The 17,654-nt window shown below is 39.5% G+C and carries 20 protein-coding genes; 17 read left to right on the forward strand and 3 right to left on the reverse strand.

The annotated features are described in order from the left end of the window. Nucleotides 1-113: 113 nt before the first annotated feature. The 3 genes from rpsJ to ABD769_RS17715 all read left to right on the forward strand — a co-directional run bounded on the left by rpsJ (nt 114) and on the right by ABD769_RS17715 (nt 1,120). Nucleotides 114-419 (forward strand): 30S ribosomal protein S10, encoded by a 306-nt coding sequence (gene rpsJ, locus ABD769_RS17705; protein WP_008244591.1) that lies wholly within the window; start codon nt 114-116, stop codon nt 417-419. A gap of 101 nt (nt 420-520) precedes the next feature. Further along, nucleotides 521-766 (forward strand): hypothetical protein, encoded by a 246-nt coding sequence (locus tag ABD769_RS17710; RefSeq protein ID WP_344852718.1) that lies wholly within the window; start codon nt 521-523, stop codon nt 764-766. Between the two features lie 75 nt (nt 767-841). Next, nucleotides 842-1,120 carry a hypothetical protein gene (locus tag ABD769_RS17715; protein ID WP_344852719.1) on the forward strand — a complete coding sequence of 93 codons (279 nt, stop codon included), beginning with the start codon at nt 842-844 and terminating at the stop codon, nt 1,118-1,120. A gap of 278 nt (nt 1,121-1,398) precedes the next feature. Here the strand turns inward: ABD769_RS17715 and ABD769_RS17720 are convergent, their stop codons facing one another. Both ABD769_RS17720 and ABD769_RS17725 read right to left on the reverse strand, forming a co-directional pair. After that, nucleotides 1,399-1,593 carry a YtxH domain-containing protein gene (locus ABD769_RS17720; RefSeq protein ID WP_344852720.1) on the reverse strand — a complete coding sequence of 65 codons (195 nt, stop codon included), beginning with the start codon at nt 1,591-1,593 and terminating at the stop codon, nt 1,399-1,401. A 5-nt stretch (nt 1,594-1,598) separates the two neighbouring features. Beyond that, nucleotides 1,599-1,961 carry a hypothetical protein gene (locus tag ABD769_RS17725; protein WP_344852721.1) on the reverse strand — a complete coding sequence of 121 codons (363 nt, stop codon included), beginning with the start codon at nt 1,959-1,961 and terminating at the stop codon, nt 1,599-1,601. Nucleotides 1,962-2,150: 189 nt separating this feature from the next. Here ABD769_RS17725 and ABD769_RS17730 point away from each other — a divergent pair, with 189 nt between their 5' ends. The 5 genes from ABD769_RS17730 to ABD769_RS17750 all read left to right on the forward strand — a co-directional run bounded on the left by ABD769_RS17730 (nt 2,151) and on the right by ABD769_RS17750 (nt 10,443). Beyond that, nucleotides 2,151-4,760 carry an MGH1-like glycoside hydrolase domain-containing protein gene (locus ABD769_RS17730; protein WP_344852722.1) on the forward strand — a complete coding sequence of 870 codons (2,610 nt, stop codon included), beginning with the start codon at nt 2,151-2,153 and terminating at the stop codon, nt 4,758-4,760. Between the two features lie 101 nt (nt 4,761-4,861). Beyond that, complete coding sequence (gene dgt, locus ABD769_RS17735) at nt 4,862-6,205, forward strand: dGTP triphosphohydrolase (RefSeq protein WP_344852723.1); 1,344 nt, start codon at nt 4,862-4,864, stop codon at nt 6,203-6,205. A gap of 250 nt (nt 6,206-6,455) precedes the next feature. Beyond that, nucleotides 6,456-9,044 carry a hypothetical protein gene (locus ABD769_RS17740; RefSeq protein WP_344852724.1) on the forward strand — a complete coding sequence of 863 codons (2,589 nt, stop codon included), beginning with the start codon at nt 6,456-6,458 and terminating at the stop codon, nt 9,042-9,044. Nucleotides 9,045-9,049: 5 nt separating this feature from the next. Continuing rightward, a complete protein-coding gene (locus ABD769_RS17745) occupies nt 9,050-9,553 on the forward strand; it encodes a T9SS type B sorting domain-containing protein (protein ID WP_344852725.1) in 504 nt (167 codons plus the stop codon). 11 nt (nt 9,554-9,564) lie between these two features. After that, nucleotides 9,565-10,443, forward strand: coding sequence for a PorP/SprF family type IX secretion system membrane protein (locus ABD769_RS17750; RefSeq protein ID WP_344852726.1), 879 nt, complete (start codon nt 9,565-9,567; stop codon nt 10,441-10,443). 527 nt (nt 10,444-10,970) lie between these two features. Here ABD769_RS17750 and ABD769_RS17755 read toward each other — a convergent pair. After that, nucleotides 10,971-11,582 carry a hypothetical protein gene (locus ABD769_RS17755; protein WP_344852727.1) on the reverse strand — a complete coding sequence of 204 codons (612 nt, stop codon included), beginning with the start codon at nt 11,580-11,582 and terminating at the stop codon, nt 10,971-10,973. Nucleotides 11,583-11,753: 171 nt separating this feature from the next. Here ABD769_RS17755 and ABD769_RS17760 point away from each other — a divergent pair, with 171 nt between their 5' ends. From ABD769_RS17760 to rplV, 9 genes are all read left to right on the forward strand, one after another. Further along, nucleotides 11,754-13,010, forward strand: a complete 1,257-nt coding sequence (locus tag ABD769_RS17760; protein WP_344852729.1) for an NAD(P)-binding domain-containing protein — start codon at nt 11,754-11,756, stop codon at nt 13,008-13,010. Between the two features lie 218 nt (nt 13,011-13,228). Then, nucleotides 13,229-14,062 carry a sulfite exporter TauE/SafE family protein gene (locus ABD769_RS17765; protein WP_344852730.1) on the forward strand — a complete coding sequence of 278 codons (834 nt, stop codon included), beginning with the start codon at nt 13,229-13,231 and terminating at the stop codon, nt 14,060-14,062. Beyond that, nucleotides 14,062-14,457, forward strand: a complete 396-nt coding sequence (locus ABD769_RS17770; RefSeq protein ID WP_344852731.1) for a DUF1634 domain-containing protein — start codon at nt 14,062-14,064, stop codon at nt 14,455-14,457. Before ABD769_RS17765 ends, ABD769_RS17770 begins: the two co-directional genes overlap by 1 nt. A 172-nt stretch (nt 14,458-14,629) precedes the next feature. Continuing rightward, nucleotides 14,630-15,247 carry a 50S ribosomal protein L3 gene (rplC, locus tag ABD769_RS17775; RefSeq protein WP_344852732.1) on the forward strand — a complete coding sequence of 206 codons (618 nt, stop codon included), beginning with the start codon at nt 14,630-14,632 and terminating at the stop codon, nt 15,245-15,247. A 4-nt stretch (nt 15,248-15,251) separates the two neighbouring features. Beyond that, entirely contained in the window at nt 15,252-15,881 is a 630-nt protein-coding gene (gene rplD / locus ABD769_RS17780; RefSeq protein WP_113951794.1) for a 50S ribosomal protein L4, read from the forward strand. Nucleotide 15,882: 1 nt separating this feature from the next. Further along, entirely contained in the window at nt 15,883-16,173 is a 291-nt protein-coding gene (gene rplW / locus ABD769_RS17785) for a 50S ribosomal protein L23 (RefSeq protein ID WP_187591699.1), read from the forward strand. A 20-nt stretch (nt 16,174-16,193) separates the two neighbouring features. Beyond that, a complete protein-coding gene (gene rplB / locus ABD769_RS17790) occupies nt 16,194-17,018 on the forward strand; it encodes a 50S ribosomal protein L2 (protein ID WP_025145220.1) in 825 nt (274 codons plus the stop codon). Next, a complete protein-coding gene (gene rpsS, locus ABD769_RS17795) occupies nt 17,018-17,284 on the forward strand; it encodes a 30S ribosomal protein S19 (protein WP_010599906.1) in 267 nt (88 codons plus the stop codon). Before rplB ends, rpsS begins: the two co-directional genes overlap by 1 nt. Nucleotides 17,285-17,291: 7 nt before the next feature. Beyond that, nucleotides 17,292-17,654, forward strand: coding sequence for a 50S ribosomal protein L22 (rplV, locus tag ABD769_RS17800; protein ID WP_316827382.1), 363 nt, complete (start codon nt 17,292-17,294; stop codon nt 17,652-17,654).

The following is a 17,654-nucleotide window of genomic DNA, read 5'->3' on the forward strand; positions in this document are numbered from 1 at the left end:
ATCAAGACCTGCATTAAGTCTTGATTCTCGATACAAAAATACTTGCTACTAAAAATGATAAATCCGGTTTCTGTTGTTAATAGCTCTAACAGGAAGCCATAATTAAAAATAAGATGAGCCAAAGAATCAGAATTAAATTAAAATCTTACGATTACAACTTGGTAGATAAATCTGCTGAGAAAATCGTAAAAACTGTTAAACCTACGGGTGCAGTGGTTAGTGGTCCGATTCCACTTCCAACAGAGAAAAAAATCTTTACTGTATTACGTTCTCCACACGTAAACAAAAAAGCCAGAGAGCAGTTCCAATTGTGCGCTTACAAACGTTTATTGGATATTTATAGCTCTAACTCTAAAACAGTTGATGCTTTAATGAAACTTGAATTACCTAGCGGTGTTGAAGTTGAAATCAAAGTTTAATTGATTTTTAAAAAAAACAAAAAAGGTCGCGATGAAAATTGCGGCCTTTTTTTATGCCCGGCCATTTTCAAACAAAAGCGGGTGAGTTCGGTTTAATTGTTATGAATAAAGACGAAAATCAACACGAAGAACTGCCTGTAGAGGGACAGGATTTTGCCAGCCCGGAAGAAGAACAGAAAAAGAAACCATCTTCACACGGAGAGGTAGCCAATCAGAAAGGTAGCGATTTCTCTGAACTGGAAGAAAGCAGAATGGAAAAACCACCTAAGCACCGTGAAGAGAATGGATCAAGCAAGGATGACCTCGATAGCGATACCAAAATAGACCAGAGTAAAGGGGTTAAATAGTAATCGCTTATCTCTTAAACATTTTCATCTTTTCAGTTGTTGTTAAGAATAGAATTACCTGAAAATAATGCGACTATGGAAATGAATGATGAGAATAAGAAAAAGGAAATAGATCCACAACTGGGTATTGATCGTGATGAGGAAATAGACTGGGACAATGGAGAGGCTACCTACGGGCATAAACGTACTGATTTTAGGCGGAAGAATGAGCCAAACGAAACGCATTTAGCGAAAACTGATGGTGCTGCTCATGATGTTAATAAAGAGCTTAAAAATTCTAATTTAAGTCAGAATGAGGATATTGGGAACAGAAATAAAGATGCAGATAAAGGCATCAGTGGGAAAGATCAGTAAATGAATGATTTAAAAGGGAATATTCATATAGAATAATCCCCTAATAATATTGATGCATTTTTCCGGCAGATGGAAATTAATTAGGATTCCACAACTGAAATGCGTTAATCAAGGGGCAATTGCCCTCAAATCGTTTAGTCTCTGATTTTAGTTAATCTTTGTCGCGAATCCTACAGCGGCGCAAATTTCAACGATTTATAACCAATTTACAAAAGCAATCACCATATATTTATTGATATATGTCAATTGTTAATGTCTTTCTGGTTTGTCTCAAGCTGTCAGTATAATTCACTAGTCTGCGAATAATCCTGCCTGATCCGTTCTCCATAGTTTTTAACTTGATCAACATATTCAGGAGCTTTTTCTTTAAAATCATCAACTAACGATTTTCCATCTGTAGTTCTTTTCTTAGTAGCATATTTAAATCCGTAAACTGCTGCTGCGCCTAAAATGGCATATTTTAATAATCCCATAAAAATTATATTCCTGTATTTAACGCATGGTCTTCATCTGTTTCATTAAGGCCCGATTTGCTTTTAAAATCATCAGATGAACTTCCGGTATGGCTTTCTGCACTTTTTACAGTAGGATGCTTGTCCGCACTGTTGTATGTATCATCACTAAGTGAATCTTTACCTTGTGTACCCGAATTATCAAAGCCATCTTTTGCAGCTGGGTTTCCTTTAATCAATTCACTTGGTTCTTTTCCGTAAGCAGTTACCTCGTTTACATCATTACCGGCTTCGTAAGCTTTTTGTATATCCGATTTTTCTTCCTGCTGGTTACCCTGCCCTACATAACCTTCGGTATGTTCTTCCTTATTATAGATGCTCGTTTTCATAGAAATAAGATTAAATTTCACTTAAACAACGTTTCTGAAACCAAAAGGTTTGTATTTTATTGCCGATTTCATGACTTAAGCCTTAGAATATATTTATTTTAATCGTTGATATTTAACCCGATATTGATAAGCTGAAAGCAAGCTGGTAATAAGTAAGTTTAGCAAATGCACCATTAGTTAATTTTAAATATGAGCAAGGCAGAGCAGGACCGGATTAATCAACAATACGCCAATCAAAAAGCATGGCTTAAGTGGGGGCCGTACGTTACCGAGCGCCAGTGGGGAACCGTGAGGGAAGATTATAGCCCTGATGGAAATGCCTGGGATTTTACCACGCACGATACGGCAAGGAGCAAAGCTTTTAGGTGGGGCGAAGAAGGAATAGCAGGTATAAGTGATGACCAGCAGCTGCTTTGTGTAGGATTAGCTTTGTGGAACGGAAAGGATGCTATTTTAAAAGAAAGGCTTTTTGGTTTGAATAACGGAGAGGGAAATCATGGAGAGGATGTTAAGGAGCTTTATTATTATCTGGATAATACCCCCATGCATACCTACATGCAAATGTTGTATAAATATCCGCAGTCTGCTTTCCCTTACTCCAGGCTTGTAGAAGAAAATGCCAAACGATCCAGGCAAGAACCCGAATTTGAATTGATGGATACAGGCATATTTGATGAAGATAAATATTTTGATGTTTTTATCAGTTATGCAAAGAATGATGTGGATGATCTGCTCATTAACTACACCATTTTTAACAGAAGTAACGAAGATTCCGGGCTTCATATTCTACCACAATTATGGTACCGTAACAACTGGAGCTGGAATGGTGCTACTGCTAAACCCGCAATTAGCAGTATTGGAAAAGATAAATTGCTTTTGCATTCAGAAAAGCAAGGTAAATTATATTGCTATACAGATGGCGGGCCCGAATTTTTATTTACCGACAACGAAACCAATAATGAACGTTTGTATCAATCGGCCAATGCATCAGATTTCGTCAAAGATGGCATAAACGACTACCTGATAAATGGAAATAAAAAGGCGGTAAACCCTGCCAAAACAGGAACCAAAGTTGCGGTTCACTATACAAAGCTTATCCCTGCAAAACAAAGTATCAGCATAAAATTAAGATTAAGCAGTATCCAGTTAAAAGCTCCGTTTGAAGATTACGATCAGATTTTTGAAGATCGTAAGAAGGAAGCCAATGAGTTTTATGCTGATAAATATGCTGCAAATAGTAGTGATGAAGAAAAAATGCTGCAACGACAAGCCTGGGCAGGTATTTTATGGAATAAGCAGTATTATAATTATGATGTAAATACCTGGTTAAAGGGCGATGCCGGCTTACCTAAACCTGCAAATGAAAGAACATGTGGCAGAAATTACCATTGGAGCCACTTTATGGCCAATGATATTATTCTAATGCCTGATAAATGGGAGTATCCCTGGTTTGCAGCCTGGGACCTTGCTTTTCATTGCATAGCGCTTGCACCTGTAGATCCGGATTTTGCCAAACAGCAATTGCGATTGTTGTTAAACAACAGTTATATCCATCCTAACGGACAATTACCCGCATACGAATGGGATTTTACAGATGCAAATCCACCCGTACATGCATTGGCTTCTTATAAGGTGTACCTGGTAGATAAGAAAATAAAAGGAACTGGTGATTTAAAGTTTTTAGAAGAGGTGTTTCAGCGTTTGCTCCTCAATTTTACGTGGTGGGTAAACCAAAAGGATAGCGAGGGGAATAATATTTTTGAAGGCGGCTTTCTGGGGCTTGATAACATTGGGGTGTTTAACCGAAGTGAGCCTGTGCCCGGTGGTGGTTTTTTAGAGCAGGCAGATGGCACCAGCTGGATGGCCATGTATGCTCTGAATATGCTTCAAATAAGTATAGAACTTGCTCTATATAATCCATTATACGAAGATATGGCGATTAAATTTGCAGAACATTTCTTATTCATTGCCGGATCAATTGATAATATGGGCGATCATCACGTTGGTTTATGGGATGATCATGATGGTTTTTACTACGATTTATTACGTAATCCCGATGGAAACTGGGATCGGTTACGCCTCCGCTCTCTTGTTGGTTTAATCCCCATGTTCGCGGTAATTGTTTTTAGCGATAAAGATTGGAAAGACTTGCCAAAACTGAGATCTCACCTGGAGGCTTTTATGCTTCAGCGGCCTGATTTGGTGCAGCTGGTGAGTCATTGGGCAGATACAAGCGGAAATGATAAACACTTGTTTTCACTTTTGCGCGGCCACAGGATGAAAATGCTTTTACGCAGAATGCTGGATACTACCGAGTTCCTTTCTGATTATGGTATCCGGTCAGTTTCCAAAATTTATGAAACGCATCCGTATAGTTATTGGTTAAATGGAAGTGATTATTCTGTAAAATACATTCCTGCAGAAAGCGATACAGGCATGTTTGGTGGCAACAGCAATTGGCGCGGACCAATCTGGATGCCTTTAAACTATTTATTGGTTGATGCCTTAAAACACTTTCACGAATATTATACAGACGATTTTAGGGTAGAATATCCAACAGGATCAAGCGAATATTTTTCATTAAATGAAATTGCAGATTTATTGAGCAAAAGGATGAAAAATTTATTCCTCAAAAATGATAAAGGTGAGCGTGCGGTATTTGGAGGTTATCCCAAGTTAAATCACGACGAACATTTTAAAGACTACATTTTATATTACGAATACTTTAACGGTGAAAACGGAAAAGGTTTGGGCGCCAGCCATCAAACCGGGTGGACTGCTTTGATTACCCTTTTATAGCATTAAAATAAATGATACACTAAAAAAAGCAAAGGTTTTAAAAGCGAATCTTTTATTTAGTACCCCTGAATCATTAACTTCGCCCAAAATTAATCGAACGCATGGAGTGGAAATATTTACTGTCAAATAAAAGGTACGGACAAGAACAGTATGGTGCCAGTACCGATAGGGCACGTTCTGATTTTCAACGTGATTACGACCGCTTAATTTTTTCATCCCCGTTTAGAAGATTGCAGAATAAAACACAGGTTTTCCCTTTGCCGGGAAGTGTTTTTGTGCACAACCGTCTTACTCATAGTTTAGAAGTGGCAAGTGTAGCCCGCTCCATGGCTAACATTTTCCTTAACAGCGTAAATACGCACAACCCTGAACTGATTAAGGAAGTGCCTTTAATTAACGAAGTGGGTAACATTGTTGCGGCTGCAGCATTGGCGCATGATTTGGGTAACCCTGCTTTTGGCCATTCGGGTGAAGCAGCCATTTCGAGGTATTTTACCGATGGCGATGGCCGTGTTTACCAAAAAGACATGAATGAATCGCAGTGGCACGATTTAATCAACTTCGAAGGAAATGCAAATGCCATCCGCATTCTTACCCATCCGTTAAAAGGAAAAGGCAATGATGCCTATGCTTTAACCTACTCAACCCTGGCTTCGATAGCTAAATACCCCTGTGCATCCATTGCAGGTAAACAAAAGGGCTTTTTGCACCGCAAAAAATATGGTTTCTTCCAGTCGGAAGAAGAAACGTTTAAAAAAATCGCTACAGAACTTCATTTAGAGCAGGAAGAAAGCGAATACCTGATTTATAAACGTCATCCTTTGGTGTACCTGGTTGAAGCTGCAGATGATATTTGTTATAGCATAATCGATCTGGAAGATGCACACCGCCTAAAGATCCTGTCGTACGAAGAAGTAAAAAATTACCTCCTGCCATTTGCCAACTCTGCCACAATCGAGGAGCGTTTGAAAAACGATTATGAAGATGATGATGCCAAAATTGGGCTATTAAGGGCAAAAGCCATTAATACCCTGACCAACCAGTGCGCAGCTATCTTTTTCGAAAAGCAGGTAGAATTGTTAAAAGGCGAATTAAATCAAAGTTTAACCGATTTACTGCCTGAGCCATACATTTCGGCCTGGAAAGCCGTCGAAAAAATTTCAGTAGAACGCATTTACAACTTCTCTTCGGTAATACAAAAAGAAGTAGCTGGTTATAAAATAATGGCAGGTTTATTAGAAGAATTTGTACCTGCATTAATCCATAACAATACGCATTATTACAGGAAACTGGTAAAGCTGATCCCAAAACAGTACCATACCGATTTAACCGATATTTATTCCATTACACAGAGTGTATTAGATTTTGTTTCGGGAATGACAGACCTCTACGCGGTAGATTTATACCGGAATATTAAAGGAATATCTTTCCCTTCAGAAACATAACCGTTTTAAAACGGCTATGGGTTTTTTGCCCTTCTTTTATTCGCTAAAATCATTTTTACAAGCTTCTAAACGGACTGTTCGTGTAAAATTATGAATAACATTTTTATATATAAATCTGATTTTCAGTATTTTGTATATTTCAGATAAGTCTTTCGTGTAAAGCGGGGTACTGTACTTATACTAATTATTAGATTTGGTCGTTCGGCTTCTTATTTTTTGCAGCCAGGCACTTAAGATCTCATCCCTATTCATGAAAAAATTTTTACTGATCGCAATGCTGAGTATGGGCTTGGCAATGGCTGTTAAAGCACAGGCTCCACAGCAATTTAACTATCAAGGAGCAGCCAGAAATACCAATGGTACTCCGCTGGCAAATAAAAGTATATCTCTACGAATCAGTATTCTGGATGCATCAGCAACGGGTACTACGCAATATTCGGAAGTGAGAAACGTCGTAACCAATACTTTAGGTCTTTATGCAGTCGCAATCGGATCAACGGGGGCAAATTCTGTAACCGGTACAATTGGAGGGGTGACCTGGGCAAGTGGACTAAAATTCGTAAAAGTAGAAATCGATCCTGATAACGGTAGCAACTTTACGCTGGCCGGAACGGCACAATTGTTAAGTGTTCCCTATGCATTGTATGCCGCCAACGGACCAATCGGACCAAAGGGCGATCCTGGTGCTACAGGCCCGGCAGGTGCACAAGGTGTGGCTGGTGCTGTTGGTCCGCAAGGCCCGCAGGGTATTGCTGGAGCAACCGGTGCCCAGGGACCAATTGGTTTAACAGGGGCTACTGGTGCACAGGGCGCAGTTGGAGCTACAGGTCCGCAAGGTGTAAAAGGAGATACCGGTGCAACGGGTGCTACCGGATTACAAGGTTTGCAGGGAATACCAGGGGTAAAAGGCGATAAGGGAGACAAAGGGGATATCGGACCCGTTGGTCCATCTACCGGAACTGCCGGAGGCGATTTAACCGGAAATTATCCAAACCCAACTATAGCTAATCTTCAGGGAAAAACATTAAGTGCAACGGCACCAGCCAATAACCAGGTGCTTTTATTTGATGGAACGGCGTGGAAACCGGTAACATTGGATGTTAGCCAGTTGTCAGGTGCCAAAGCTCTGACCTCAACCGATTTAAGCATCACTGCCAATGGTTCCACCGCATTGTTAAAAGATGTGGTAATTGATATTAATGCAGGAGCCGTAAGTACCATTAAACTTGCAGATGGCGCTGTAACCACACCCAAACTGGCAAATGCAGCAGTTACGTCGGTAAAAATCGGAAGCAAAGAAATTAAGAATATTAATATAGATGATGCTGCAGTAAATACGCTTCAATTAGCTGATGGCTCGGTAACTACGCCAAAACTGGCTGATGGAGCAGTAACCTCAGTAAAAATCGGGAATAAAGAAGTTAAAAATGTGAACATAGCCGATTCTGCTGTAAATACGCTTCAACTTGCTGATAAATCGGTAACTACGCCAAAACTGGCTGATGGAGCAGTAACTTCAATCAAAATCGGGAATAAAGAAATTAAAAATATTAATATAGACGATGTGGCTGTGAATACACTTCAGCTTGCAGATGGCTCGGTAACCACACCAAAACTGGCTGATGCGGCAGTAACCTCAATTAAAATCGGAAACAAAGAAGTTAAGAACATTAATATCGACGATGCTGCAGTAAATACGCTTCAGCTTGCAGATGGCTCGGTAACTACACCAAAATTGGCTGATGCCTCGGTTACCCTTGCTAAATTAACAACCAGCGGCGTGAGCGATGCAAATAAGGTGTATATTACCAATGCCACAAGCGGAAAGCCAGAACTAATCAGCAGAACATTATTTGCCAATGCGAATGCATGGGCATTAAGGGGGAATACCGGAAATATAGATCAGAATAACAATTTTCTGGGCAATACCGATGATGTAGCCATCAATTTTTTGGTTAACGGATTAAAATCGGGGCGCTTAGGCAATTCTGCAGAAACCAATATTTCTTATGGCTATAAAACACTAACCGCAAACGTTTCAGGCTTCTACAACAGTGCATTCGGAAGGGAAGCATTATCGGTAAATATCTCAGGTTATGAGAGCAGTGCATTTGGCTATCAGGTATTGCAACGCAGTTTTAGCGGTATCAACAACAGTGGTTTTGGCTCGCAGGCATTATCGGCCAATACGGTTGGCTCTAACAATACCGCGTTAGGTACACACACTTTAATGGCCAACGGAACGGGCGTTGCCAATACGGCAGTAGGTAGTTTGGCACTCGAAGCGAGCAACGGCGATAATAATACGGCAATAGGTTATAATGCAGGATCAAAAAATAACGGGGCAGGCAATATTTTTATTGGAAGTAATGCGGGCAGCAACAGCACAAATGCAAATAATACGCTGGTTGTAGCCAACAACAACACTATTTATCCTTTAATAGCAGGTAATTTTACTACAAACGGCGGTTCGTTAACACTTAACGGAACAGCTGCAGCAACTGCTACCGCTTATGCACCGGCAAATGCCAGTACCTTAAATATAAACGGTTCCGTTTCTGCCAGTATTTTAACATTTACTGCTGCAGGCACTTTAACACTTGATGCCAGTCATTATACTGTTAGGATTAAAAATGCCGGCGCAACTGTAACACTTAACCTTCCGGCAGCCAGTACTTGTAAAGGGAGGGTTTATGTGATTATTAAAGCTTTATCATCTGGTGATGTAACCGTGAATAATCCGGTGCTATTAAACGATGATTCGAGTTTAACCACCATTACAGGAAATAAAACCTTTACCATTCAAAGTGATGGTGCTGCATGGATCTCTTTAAACTAAATGCGATGAGAAAAATATACTATCCGTTTATATTCTTGTTGCTGATGTTTTTCGGAAACACACTAAAAGCGCAGAATGTACCTTATATATTTAATTCGGCCAGTGCCTATGGTAAAATCAATAATCAGCTGTACGATTTTAGTATAGGGGAAATGGCAGTAATCCAAACTTTTCAGGCCAGCAGTACCACATTAACCCAGGGTTTTTTACAGCCCTTCCTGATTATACAAACCACAGCAGATGTTGCGGTTATAAACAATATCCTTACCCCCAACGGCGATGGTAAAAACGATTTTTTTGTAGTTAAAGGTTTAGAAAAATATCCCGATAACAAACTCACTATTTTTGATAGGGGGGGAAGACTGATCTATTCTGCCATGAATTACCAGAACAACTGGGATGGCTATTTTAACGGAAAACCATTAATGGAAGATACTTACTATTACATGCTCGATCTGGGCACCGATGGATCTGTTAAGGGTTTTATATCAATTTTATATAAAAAATAACAGGGAGAGAAATGAGATATTATATCATAGCGCTGTTGTTTTTATTGATTACACCAGCATTTGCCCAGCTGAACCCCATGGGAAGTATTTATTACCAGAACCAGTTTTTGGCCAATCCGGCAATGGCAGGATTAGAAAGAGGACTAAACCTGAATGCAGCCTTTAAAACGCAGTGGGCAGGGGTAGAGGGGGCTCCAAAAATCCAGTATCTTACCGGCGATTATGGTTTAGCCAGCAATAAGGTTGGTTTAGGTCTGCTTTTTTATAATGAAACTGCAGGTGCCATTAATCGCACAAGGGCAACCGTAACCTACGCCTATCATTTACCATTAAATGGCGGGACTAACTTTCTGGATTTTGGTTTATCTGCCGGAATTATGAACGAATCAGTAGATTTTAATAAAGTAAAAGGCGATTTGGATGATGATGTACTGAATAGCTTTAATGATCGGAAACTCTATTTAGATGGCGATTTTGGTGCCGCTTACCGTACGGAGAAGCTAACGCTGCAAGCAGCCCTCCCTAATCTTAAACGTTTTTTTAAAAGAGATGTACTGAGGAATGTGGTTGACCGTTCTACCTATTTTATTGCTGCAGGTTATAAATTTACAACAGATAAACTGATTAATAGTATAGAGCCAAAACTGGTGTACAGAGGCGTGCAAAATTATGATGGTATTTTCGATGCAGGAGTAAATCTGCAGATTTTAGATAATAAACTAATGCTCAATGGCGTATATCACAGTACAAACAGTTTTACAGGCGGCTTTGGCACCAATTATAAAAACCAGTTTTCACTGCTGTTCCAGTACACCACCAATACTTCAAAAATGCTAAATTATAGTAACGGGGAGTTCGAGCTGGGCTTGAAATACAGTATTAAGAATTAAGAAGGCAATTTCCCTTTGAGTAAATCGGGTTGTCAATTTTCAATAGCCATTTTACCAGAAAGTTGACAACTCGTTTGATAAAATTATTTTGGGGAATTTCGCAGTAACTTTTAGTAAAAAAGTTCCGCTTCTGTTTTGATCGGATTTAGGTGGACAAATGGTGCTGCTTTGGGTGTAATAAACCCGACAGTAGCGGCAGCTCCCGATTTAAGCACTGTTTTTTGTTTTTTAAGGTGTGCTTGCTTGTTTCACAGGTTTCATCGGGACTATAGCGAATGGCGGGGCTAGCAGAACCGAAGCACCACAAGCCCTGCTTTACAACTAAAATAATAAGTATTTTAAAAGCCTTTGGCAAATTACCTTTGGCCCTTACTTTGGAATGAGAAAATGATTGAATTTTGAATGACCGAATAACGCTAAATCATTCAATCATTCAATCATTCAAAATTCAATTATTCAATTATTCAGTCATTCAAAATTCAATCATTCAAAATTCAATCATTCAAAATTCAATCATTAAGCTTTGTCTATCTCCCCCGGCCTTCGTCCCATTTATTCCGCTCATCCTGCAACTCACGGGCCAGTTTCATTTCTTTATCTTTTGCTTTTACCTTGTGTGCCTGAAACTCATCGGCCACTTCCTGGTAAAGTTCAGTCCTGTATTTAGCCTCATGCCTTAATTTGCCCGATTGAAAAATCACAAAGGCAAGCCCTATTGCCAATACAATAATAATGGCCCAAACAATAGTATTGTAAGTACCCTTATCGAAAGAAATTCCTAAAAATTTAATATCGTTAACTGCGGCAGTGGCATTGGCCAAAGAGCTTTCTTTTCCGGATACTTCGCCCTTTAAGCTCGAAATATTGCCTGCCTGCGCTTTAATCTCCTGGCGTGCTTCCTGCAGTTGTTTGCGTTCTTTTTTCAATGTATCTGTAACACTTTTCCATAAGGCCGATAACCGGATTGGGTTGATCAGTCTTGCGCCATACAAGCTTTTAGATTTCGATAACATGAAGTTATACTGCCCGTTTAAAGAAGGATCAGTATTCTTTGTGGTGTCTTGTTTTGTTTGTGCAAATGCGAAATTTACAAATAGCAAAGCGGCTAAAAACAATAGGGTGTGTTTAATTTTCTGCATAGTTTAATATAGGTGTTAGATTGTAAAACTACATTTTTATCCATTTCCTGCTTAATATATTTTAATTAAGCTTTTATTAAAATAAATAAAATTGCCTTTGGTTTAACCTCTAAATAACAATTTTATCTAAGTTTTATTATAAAATAATTTACGATAGGTTACATTTGTTGCATGCAAATAGGAATTATTGGTTTAGGTGATATGGGCAAATTGTATGCCCTGTCGTTTGTAAATGCTGGTTATAAGGTATGTGGGGCAGATATGCCTTTGCGTTTTGCTGATTTAAAAAACGAACTGGAACCAAAGGGAATCGAAGTTTTGATTGATGGCCATGAGGTTGCGCGTAAATCAGACTTTATTATCTATTGCGTTGAAGCCGAAAAAATTGATGAGGTGGTGGCTGTTTTTGCCCGATCTACTAAATATGGTGCCATAGTAGCCGGACAAACCTCTGTTAAACACCCTGAAATCGCTGCTTTTGAAAAACACCTTCCTGAGGATACCCAGATTGTAACCTGCCACTCTTTGCATGGGCCTGCTTTTAGTCCGGAAGGGCAAACGCTGGTGGTGGTGCGCCACCGTGCAACTGATGCTGTTTATGCACAGGCCCTGGAAATCTATAAATCTTTAAAATCGAACATTATTGAAATGGACGATTACCGGGAACATGATCGTATTGTGGCCGATACACAGGCGGTTACGCACATGGGTTTCGAAAGCATGGGATCGGCCTGGAAAAATGCAGGTTTCTTTCCATGGGACAATCCGGCATACGCAGGGGGAATCGATAATGTTAAAATTTTAACTACGCTCAGGATTTTTAGCTATAAATCGCACATCTATGCCGGTTTGGCCATTCTAAATCCTTATGCACAAAAACAGGTAAAGTACTATGCACAGGCCGAATCAGAACTGTTTAAACTGATGATCTGCGAAAACGAGACTGAGTTTAGAGAAAAAATTTATGCTGCCCGCGATTTTGTTTTCCATGAAAGCCGTTCGCTTCTGTTGTTAGACGATAACATCATGAAAGAATTCAGCCTGTCGGATGCCAGCCATAAACAGAAACCCAATTCGCATTTAAGTTTGTTAAGCATGGTTTATGCCTGGTATAAAATGGGCGTAAACCCATACGATAACCTGATCTGCCAAACGCCGCCCTTTAAACTAAGGTTGGGTATTGCCGAGTATCTTTTCAAAAATGAAGCGATGTTAGAAGAATCGATCAGCACCGCTTTATATGATAAATCTATCCGTGGCGACGATTTGGAGTTTCATACTGCCGTGCACGAATGGGCTTCGATTATTGGATACGGCGATTTAAAAGGTTATAAAGAACATTTTGAAGCGGCGAAATCGTTTTTTGCCAATCGTTTAAATGATGGCAGGGATTTAAGTGCCGAGATGATTAAGAGACTGGGAAAGTGATGGAAAATGGAAAATGAATGAGGGAGAATGTAGGATGGACGATGGTTGATATTCGGTCGATCATTTTCCCTCATCCATTTTCCATCTCACCTGTTACATTATCCCTTCAGATCATCCGTTTTCCACCTCCCATCTTACATCATCCATATAACATATAGACTTTATTTTATTCCTTTAATCCTTCGTTTCCCCAAAAACAGTGCATTATATTTGCCCGCATGTCGGTATTGCTGTTTACCATTATCGTTTTATTAGGTGCTTTCTTAGCCGGATTATTGGGTTCGCTAACCGGTTTAGGTGGTGGGGTAATTATCATCCCATTGCTTACTCTGGCTTTGGGGGTAGATATTCATTACGCCATCGGTGCATCTATTGTTTCGGTTATTGCTACCTCTTCAGGTTCGGCAGCTGCCTATGTAAAAGAAGGCATTACCAATATCCGCATCGGGATGTTTTTAGAAATCGCGACCACCATAGGGGCGGTTTGCGGTGCCATAGTAGCGGTATATCTTAATGCAAATTACATTGCCATTCTTTTTGGCTGCATCCTGATTTTTTCGGCCATCATGACCTTAAAGAAAAAGGTAGACCACACCACTTTAGACGATACCGATAAATGGGCCAGATTTTTTAAACTAAACGGATCTTTTCCTGATAAAGGTACAGATCACGCTTATGCTGTAAAACATGTTCCGGGAGGGTTTTTAATGATGTTATTTGCCGGGACATTATCCGGACTGTTAGGTATTGGCAGCGGAGCCTTAAAAGTAATTGCGATGGATAACATTATGCGTTTGCCATTTAAGGTATCAACCACCACCAGCAATTTTATGATGGGGGTTACCGCTGCAGCAAGTGCGGTAGTTTATTTACACCGCGGGCAGATTGACCCTGGTATTGCCATGCCGGTTTGTATTGGTGTTTTAACAGGCGCTTCTTTAGGCTCAAAAGTTTTATTGCGTACCAAAACCGATAAACTAAAAATGGTATTTGCTGTAGTGGTGGTATTTCTGGCCTTGCAGATGATTTATAAAGGAATAAGCGGATTATAATGGATAAGGCAGGTAAAGAAAATATCAATGATAAAGATATCCAGTTAATTCTGGGTACGCTTTTGCGTGCCGGTGTTATCATTTCGATGGGTATCGTATTAATTGGCGGGGCAATTTTTTTGGTTCACCATCAGGGTGCCGTTATCGATTATAAGGTTTTTAAACCCGAACTTAACAAGTTTTCTTCCATAGCTGCTATATTTAAAGGTGTATTAACTTTTAAAGGTGATGCCATTGTTCAATTTGGTATCCTGATGCTCATTTTTACCCCGATTGCACGTATTGTTTTCGCTATTTTTAGCTTTTTAATAGAGCGTGACTACCTTTATGTACTGATCGGAATCATCATTTTAACCATCATAACCATCAGTTTAAATGGTGGTTTAGCACATTAACATCTCTTTTTTAGTTAAATCCCATCATATCAGCAATTTATTTGAAAAAATATTTGGCTAACTATTTGAAAATTAATATTTCTTGCCTATCTTTGCCGTCCCTTTCGGGGGATGTACAACCACCTTGAACGAAGCCCTACTGCTTCGATGGGTGTTAAAATTAAAAGATAAAATGTCAGGAATTATTGGAAAAAAAGTAGGAATGACCAGTATCTTTGATGCCGAAGGAAGAAACATTCCTTGTACGGTAATCGAGGCTGGACCTTGTGTAGTTACACAGGTAAAAACCGAAGAAGTAGATGGTTATTCATCAATCCAGTTGGGTTACGATGAGAAAAAAGAGAAAAACACAACTCAACCATTGAAAGGCCATTTCGCGAAAGCAAACACAACTCCGAAACGCAAGCTGGTAGAATTTGATTCATTTACAACTGCACTTAATTTAGGTGATGTTGTAACTGTTGATTCATTCGCAGAAGGCGATTTTGTTGATGTTGTAGGTACCTCAAAAGGTAAAGGTTTTCAAGGTGTTGTAAAACGCCACGGATTCGCCGGTGTTGGTATGCAGACTCACGGTCAGCATAACCGTTTACGTGCCCCAGGTTCATTGGGAGCGTCATCTTTCCCTTCACGTGTATTCAAAGGAATGCGCATGGCAGGAAGAACAGGTGGAGACAGGGTAAAAATTCAGAACTTACAGGTTTTGAAAGTTTATGCTGATCAAAACTTATTAGTAGTTAGTGGTTCCATTCCAGGAGCTAAAGGTTCTTACGTAATCTTAGACAAGTAATCAGATGGAAGTTAAAGTATTAAACATTTCAGGTAAAGAAACAGGTGCCAAGGTGCAACTTCCTGAATCGGTATTTGGTATCGAGCCTAACGACCACGCGATTTATTTAGATGTAAAACAGTATTTGGCTAACCAACGTCAGGGTACTCACAAATCTAAACAACGTAATGAGATTGCAGGTTCTACCCGTAAACTATACAAACAAAAAGGTACAGGTGGTGCACGTGCCGGAAGCATTAAATCTCCGTTATTCAATGGTGGTGGTCGTGTTTTTGGTCCTCAGCCACGTGATTATAGCTTTAAATTGAACAAGAAATTAAAATCATTAGCACGTAAATCAGCTTTAGCTTATAAAGCAAAAGATAACAACGTGGTAGTTTTAGAAGATTTCAACTTCGATACAGCTAAAACTAAAAACTATACAAGTTTATTGGCTGCGTTAAACGTAGGTACTCAAAAAACTTTACTGGTTTTACCTGCGCAAAATAATAATATCTATTTATCAAGCAGAAACGTTCAGAAAACTAAAGTAATCTCGGCAGCAGATTTAAATACTTATGATGTATTAAACGCTGGTGTACTTGTGTTAACTGCTGATTCTGTTAAAACTTTGGAGGAGGCATTTGCCAAATAATATGGAAATTTTAAAAAAACCAATATTAACCGAAAAAGCTTCAGCTTTAACTGAGAAATCTAACCGTTTCACTTTTAGCGTTAGCCACAAGGCTAATAAAATCCAGATCAAAGCTGCTATTGAGAAATTGTACGGTGTAACCATCGTTGCAGTTAACACAATGGTTGTTGATGGAAAAGCTAAATCACGTTACACTAAAGCAGGTTTTGTATCAGGCCGTAGCCCTAAATACAAAAAAGCAATCGTAACGTTAAAAGACGGCGAAACAATAGATTATTACGCAACCCTTTAATTTAATAATTCATTATAACTATGGGCTTAAGAAAATTTAAACCAGTTACTCCAGGTACCCGCTTCAGAGTTGGTGCTAGTTTTGCGGAGATTACAGCAACCAAGCCCGAAAAATCATTGGTTGTATCATCAAAAAAGTCTGGTGGACGTAACAATACAGGTAAAATGACTATGCGCTACATGGGCGGTGGTCACAAAAAATCATATCGTTTAATCGATTTCAAACGCGATAAATTCGATATTCCTGCAACAGTAGCTACTGTTGAATACGATCCAAACCGTACTGCCCGCATCGCATTATTACACTATGCAGATGGCGAGAAGCGTTATATTATTGCTCCAGAAGGATTGCAAGTTGGTTCGGTATTATTATCGGGCGATAAAGCAGCACCTGAAGTAGGTAACACTTTAACTTTATCGAAGATTCCATTAGGTTCTATCATCCACAACGTGGAGATCCACCCTGGAAAAGGAGCACAATTAGCTCGTAGTGCAGGTGCTTACGCACAATTAGCTGCCCGCGATGGTAAATATGCTACTTTAAAAATGCCTTCAGGCGAAACCCGTTTAATCCTGACTTCTTGTCTTGCTACTATCGGTGCTGTATCTAACTCAGATCACGCAAACGAAGTATTAGGTAAAGCTGGTCGTAAACGTTGGTTGGGCCGTCGTCCGAGAACAAGACCGGTAGCGATGAACCCTGTCGATCACCCAATGGGTGGTGGTGAAGGTAGATCATCAGGTGGTCACCCACGTTCAAGGAACGGTGTGTTAGCTAAAGGCTACAAAACCAGAGAACTTAAAAAATATTCTAATCGTTACATCATAGAGAGAAGGAAGAAATAATGGCTCGTTCGATAAAAAAAGGACCTTATATTGACCATAACGTAGAGAAAAAAGTAAACTCTATGAATGATTCAGGCAAAAAGTCTGTAATCAAAACTTGGTCTCGCAGATCAATGATATCACCAGATTTCGTGAATCATACATTTGCAGTACACAACGGAAATAAATTTATCCCTGTGTACGTAACAGAAAACATGGTTGGTCACAAGTTGGGAGAATTTGCTCCAACCAGAACATTCAGAGGACACGCTGAAAAGAAAAAATAATTAGACAATGGAAGCAATAGCAAAATTAAACAATTGTCCAACCTCACCACGTAAGATGCGTTTGGTTGTAGATCTTATCAGAGGTGAACGTGTAGAAAAAGCATTAAGCATTTTAAAGTTTACCAATAAAGAAGCAGCAATAAGAGTTGAAAAATTATTATTATCTGCTATCAAAAACTGGGAAGCTAAAAATGATGGTGCCCGCCCTGAAGAAAGTCAACTTTTTGTTAAAACAATTATGGTTGATGGAGGCCGTCAGTTAAAACGCTTACGTCCGGCTCCTCAAGGCCGTGGATATAGAATTCGTAAACGTTCTAACCACGTAACGCTGATTGTAGATAGTAAAAACACAGAAACAACTCAAAACTAA

Source organism: Pedobacter jeongneungensis (genome assembly GCF_039538295.1).
GTDB lineage: Bacteria > Bacteroidota > Bacteroidia > Sphingobacteriales > Sphingobacteriaceae > Pedobacter > Pedobacter jeongneungensis.

What these genes read in the sequence shown, in the direction of transcription:
- ABD769_RS17750 (WP_344852726.1), top strand. Translation starts at nt 9,565, where the DNA reads ATGAGATATTATATCATAGCGCTGTTGTTTTTATTGATTACACCAGCA.
- dgt (WP_344852723.1), top strand. Translation starts at nt 4,862, where the DNA reads ATGGAGTGGAAATATTTACTGTCAAATAAAAGGTACGGACAAGAACAG.
- ABD769_RS17770 (WP_344852731.1), top strand. Translation starts at nt 14,062, where the DNA reads ATGGATAAGGCAGGTAAAGAAAATATCAATGATAAAGATATCCAGTTA.
- rplD (WP_113951794.1), top strand. Translation starts at nt 15,252, where the DNA reads ATGGAAGTTAAAGTATTAAACATTTCAGGTAAAGAAACAGGTGCCAAG.
- ABD769_RS17740 (WP_344852724.1), top strand. Translation starts at nt 6,456, where the DNA reads ATGAAAAAATTTTTACTGATCGCAATGCTGAGTATGGGCTTGGCAATG.
- ABD769_RS17745 (WP_344852725.1), top strand. Translation starts at nt 9,050, where the DNA reads ATGAGAAAAATATACTATCCGTTTATATTCTTGTTGCTGATGTTTTTC.
- ABD769_RS17765 (WP_344852730.1), top strand. Translation starts at nt 13,229, where the DNA reads ATGTCGGTATTGCTGTTTACCATTATCGTTTTATTAGGTGCTTTCTTA.
- rplW (WP_187591699.1), top strand. Translation starts at nt 15,883, where the DNA reads ATGGAAATTTTAAAAAAACCAATATTAACCGAAAAAGCTTCAGCTTTA.
- ABD769_RS17730 (WP_344852722.1), top strand. Translation starts at nt 2,151, where the DNA reads ATGAGCAAGGCAGAGCAGGACCGGATTAATCAACAATACGCCAATCAA.
- ABD769_RS17715 (WP_344852719.1), top strand. Translation starts at nt 842, where the DNA reads ATGGAAATGAATGATGAGAATAAGAAAAAGGAAATAGATCCACAACTG.
- rplV (WP_316827382.1), top strand. Translation starts at nt 17,292, where the DNA reads ATGGAAGCAATAGCAAAATTAAACAATTGTCCAACCTCACCACGTAAG.
- ABD769_RS17720 (WP_344852720.1), bottom strand. Translation starts at nt 1,593, where the DNA reads ATGGGATTATTAAAATATGCCATTTTAGGCGCAGCAGCAGTTTACGGA.
- rplB (WP_025145220.1), top strand. Translation starts at nt 16,194, where the DNA reads ATGGGCTTAAGAAAATTTAAACCAGTTACTCCAGGTACCCGCTTCAGA.
- ABD769_RS17725 (WP_344852721.1), bottom strand. Translation starts at nt 1,961, where the DNA reads ATGAAAACGAGCATCTATAATAAGGAAGAACATACCGAAGGTTATGTA.
- ABD769_RS17710 (WP_344852718.1), top strand. Translation starts at nt 521, where the DNA reads ATGAATAAAGACGAAAATCAACACGAAGAACTGCCTGTAGAGGGACAG.
- rplC (WP_344852732.1), top strand. Translation starts at nt 14,630, where the DNA reads ATGTCAGGAATTATTGGAAAAAAAGTAGGAATGACCAGTATCTTTGAT.
- ABD769_RS17760 (WP_344852729.1), top strand. Translation starts at nt 11,754, where the DNA reads ATGCAAATAGGAATTATTGGTTTAGGTGATATGGGCAAATTGTATGCC.
- rpsS (WP_010599906.1), top strand. Translation starts at nt 17,018, where the DNA reads ATGGCTCGTTCGATAAAAAAAGGACCTTATATTGACCATAACGTAGAG.
- rpsJ (WP_008244591.1), top strand. Translation starts at nt 114, where the DNA reads ATGAGCCAAAGAATCAGAATTAAATTAAAATCTTACGATTACAACTTG.
- ABD769_RS17755 (WP_344852727.1), bottom strand. Translation starts at nt 11,582, where the DNA reads ATGCAGAAAATTAAACACACCCTATTGTTTTTAGCCGCTTTGCTATTT.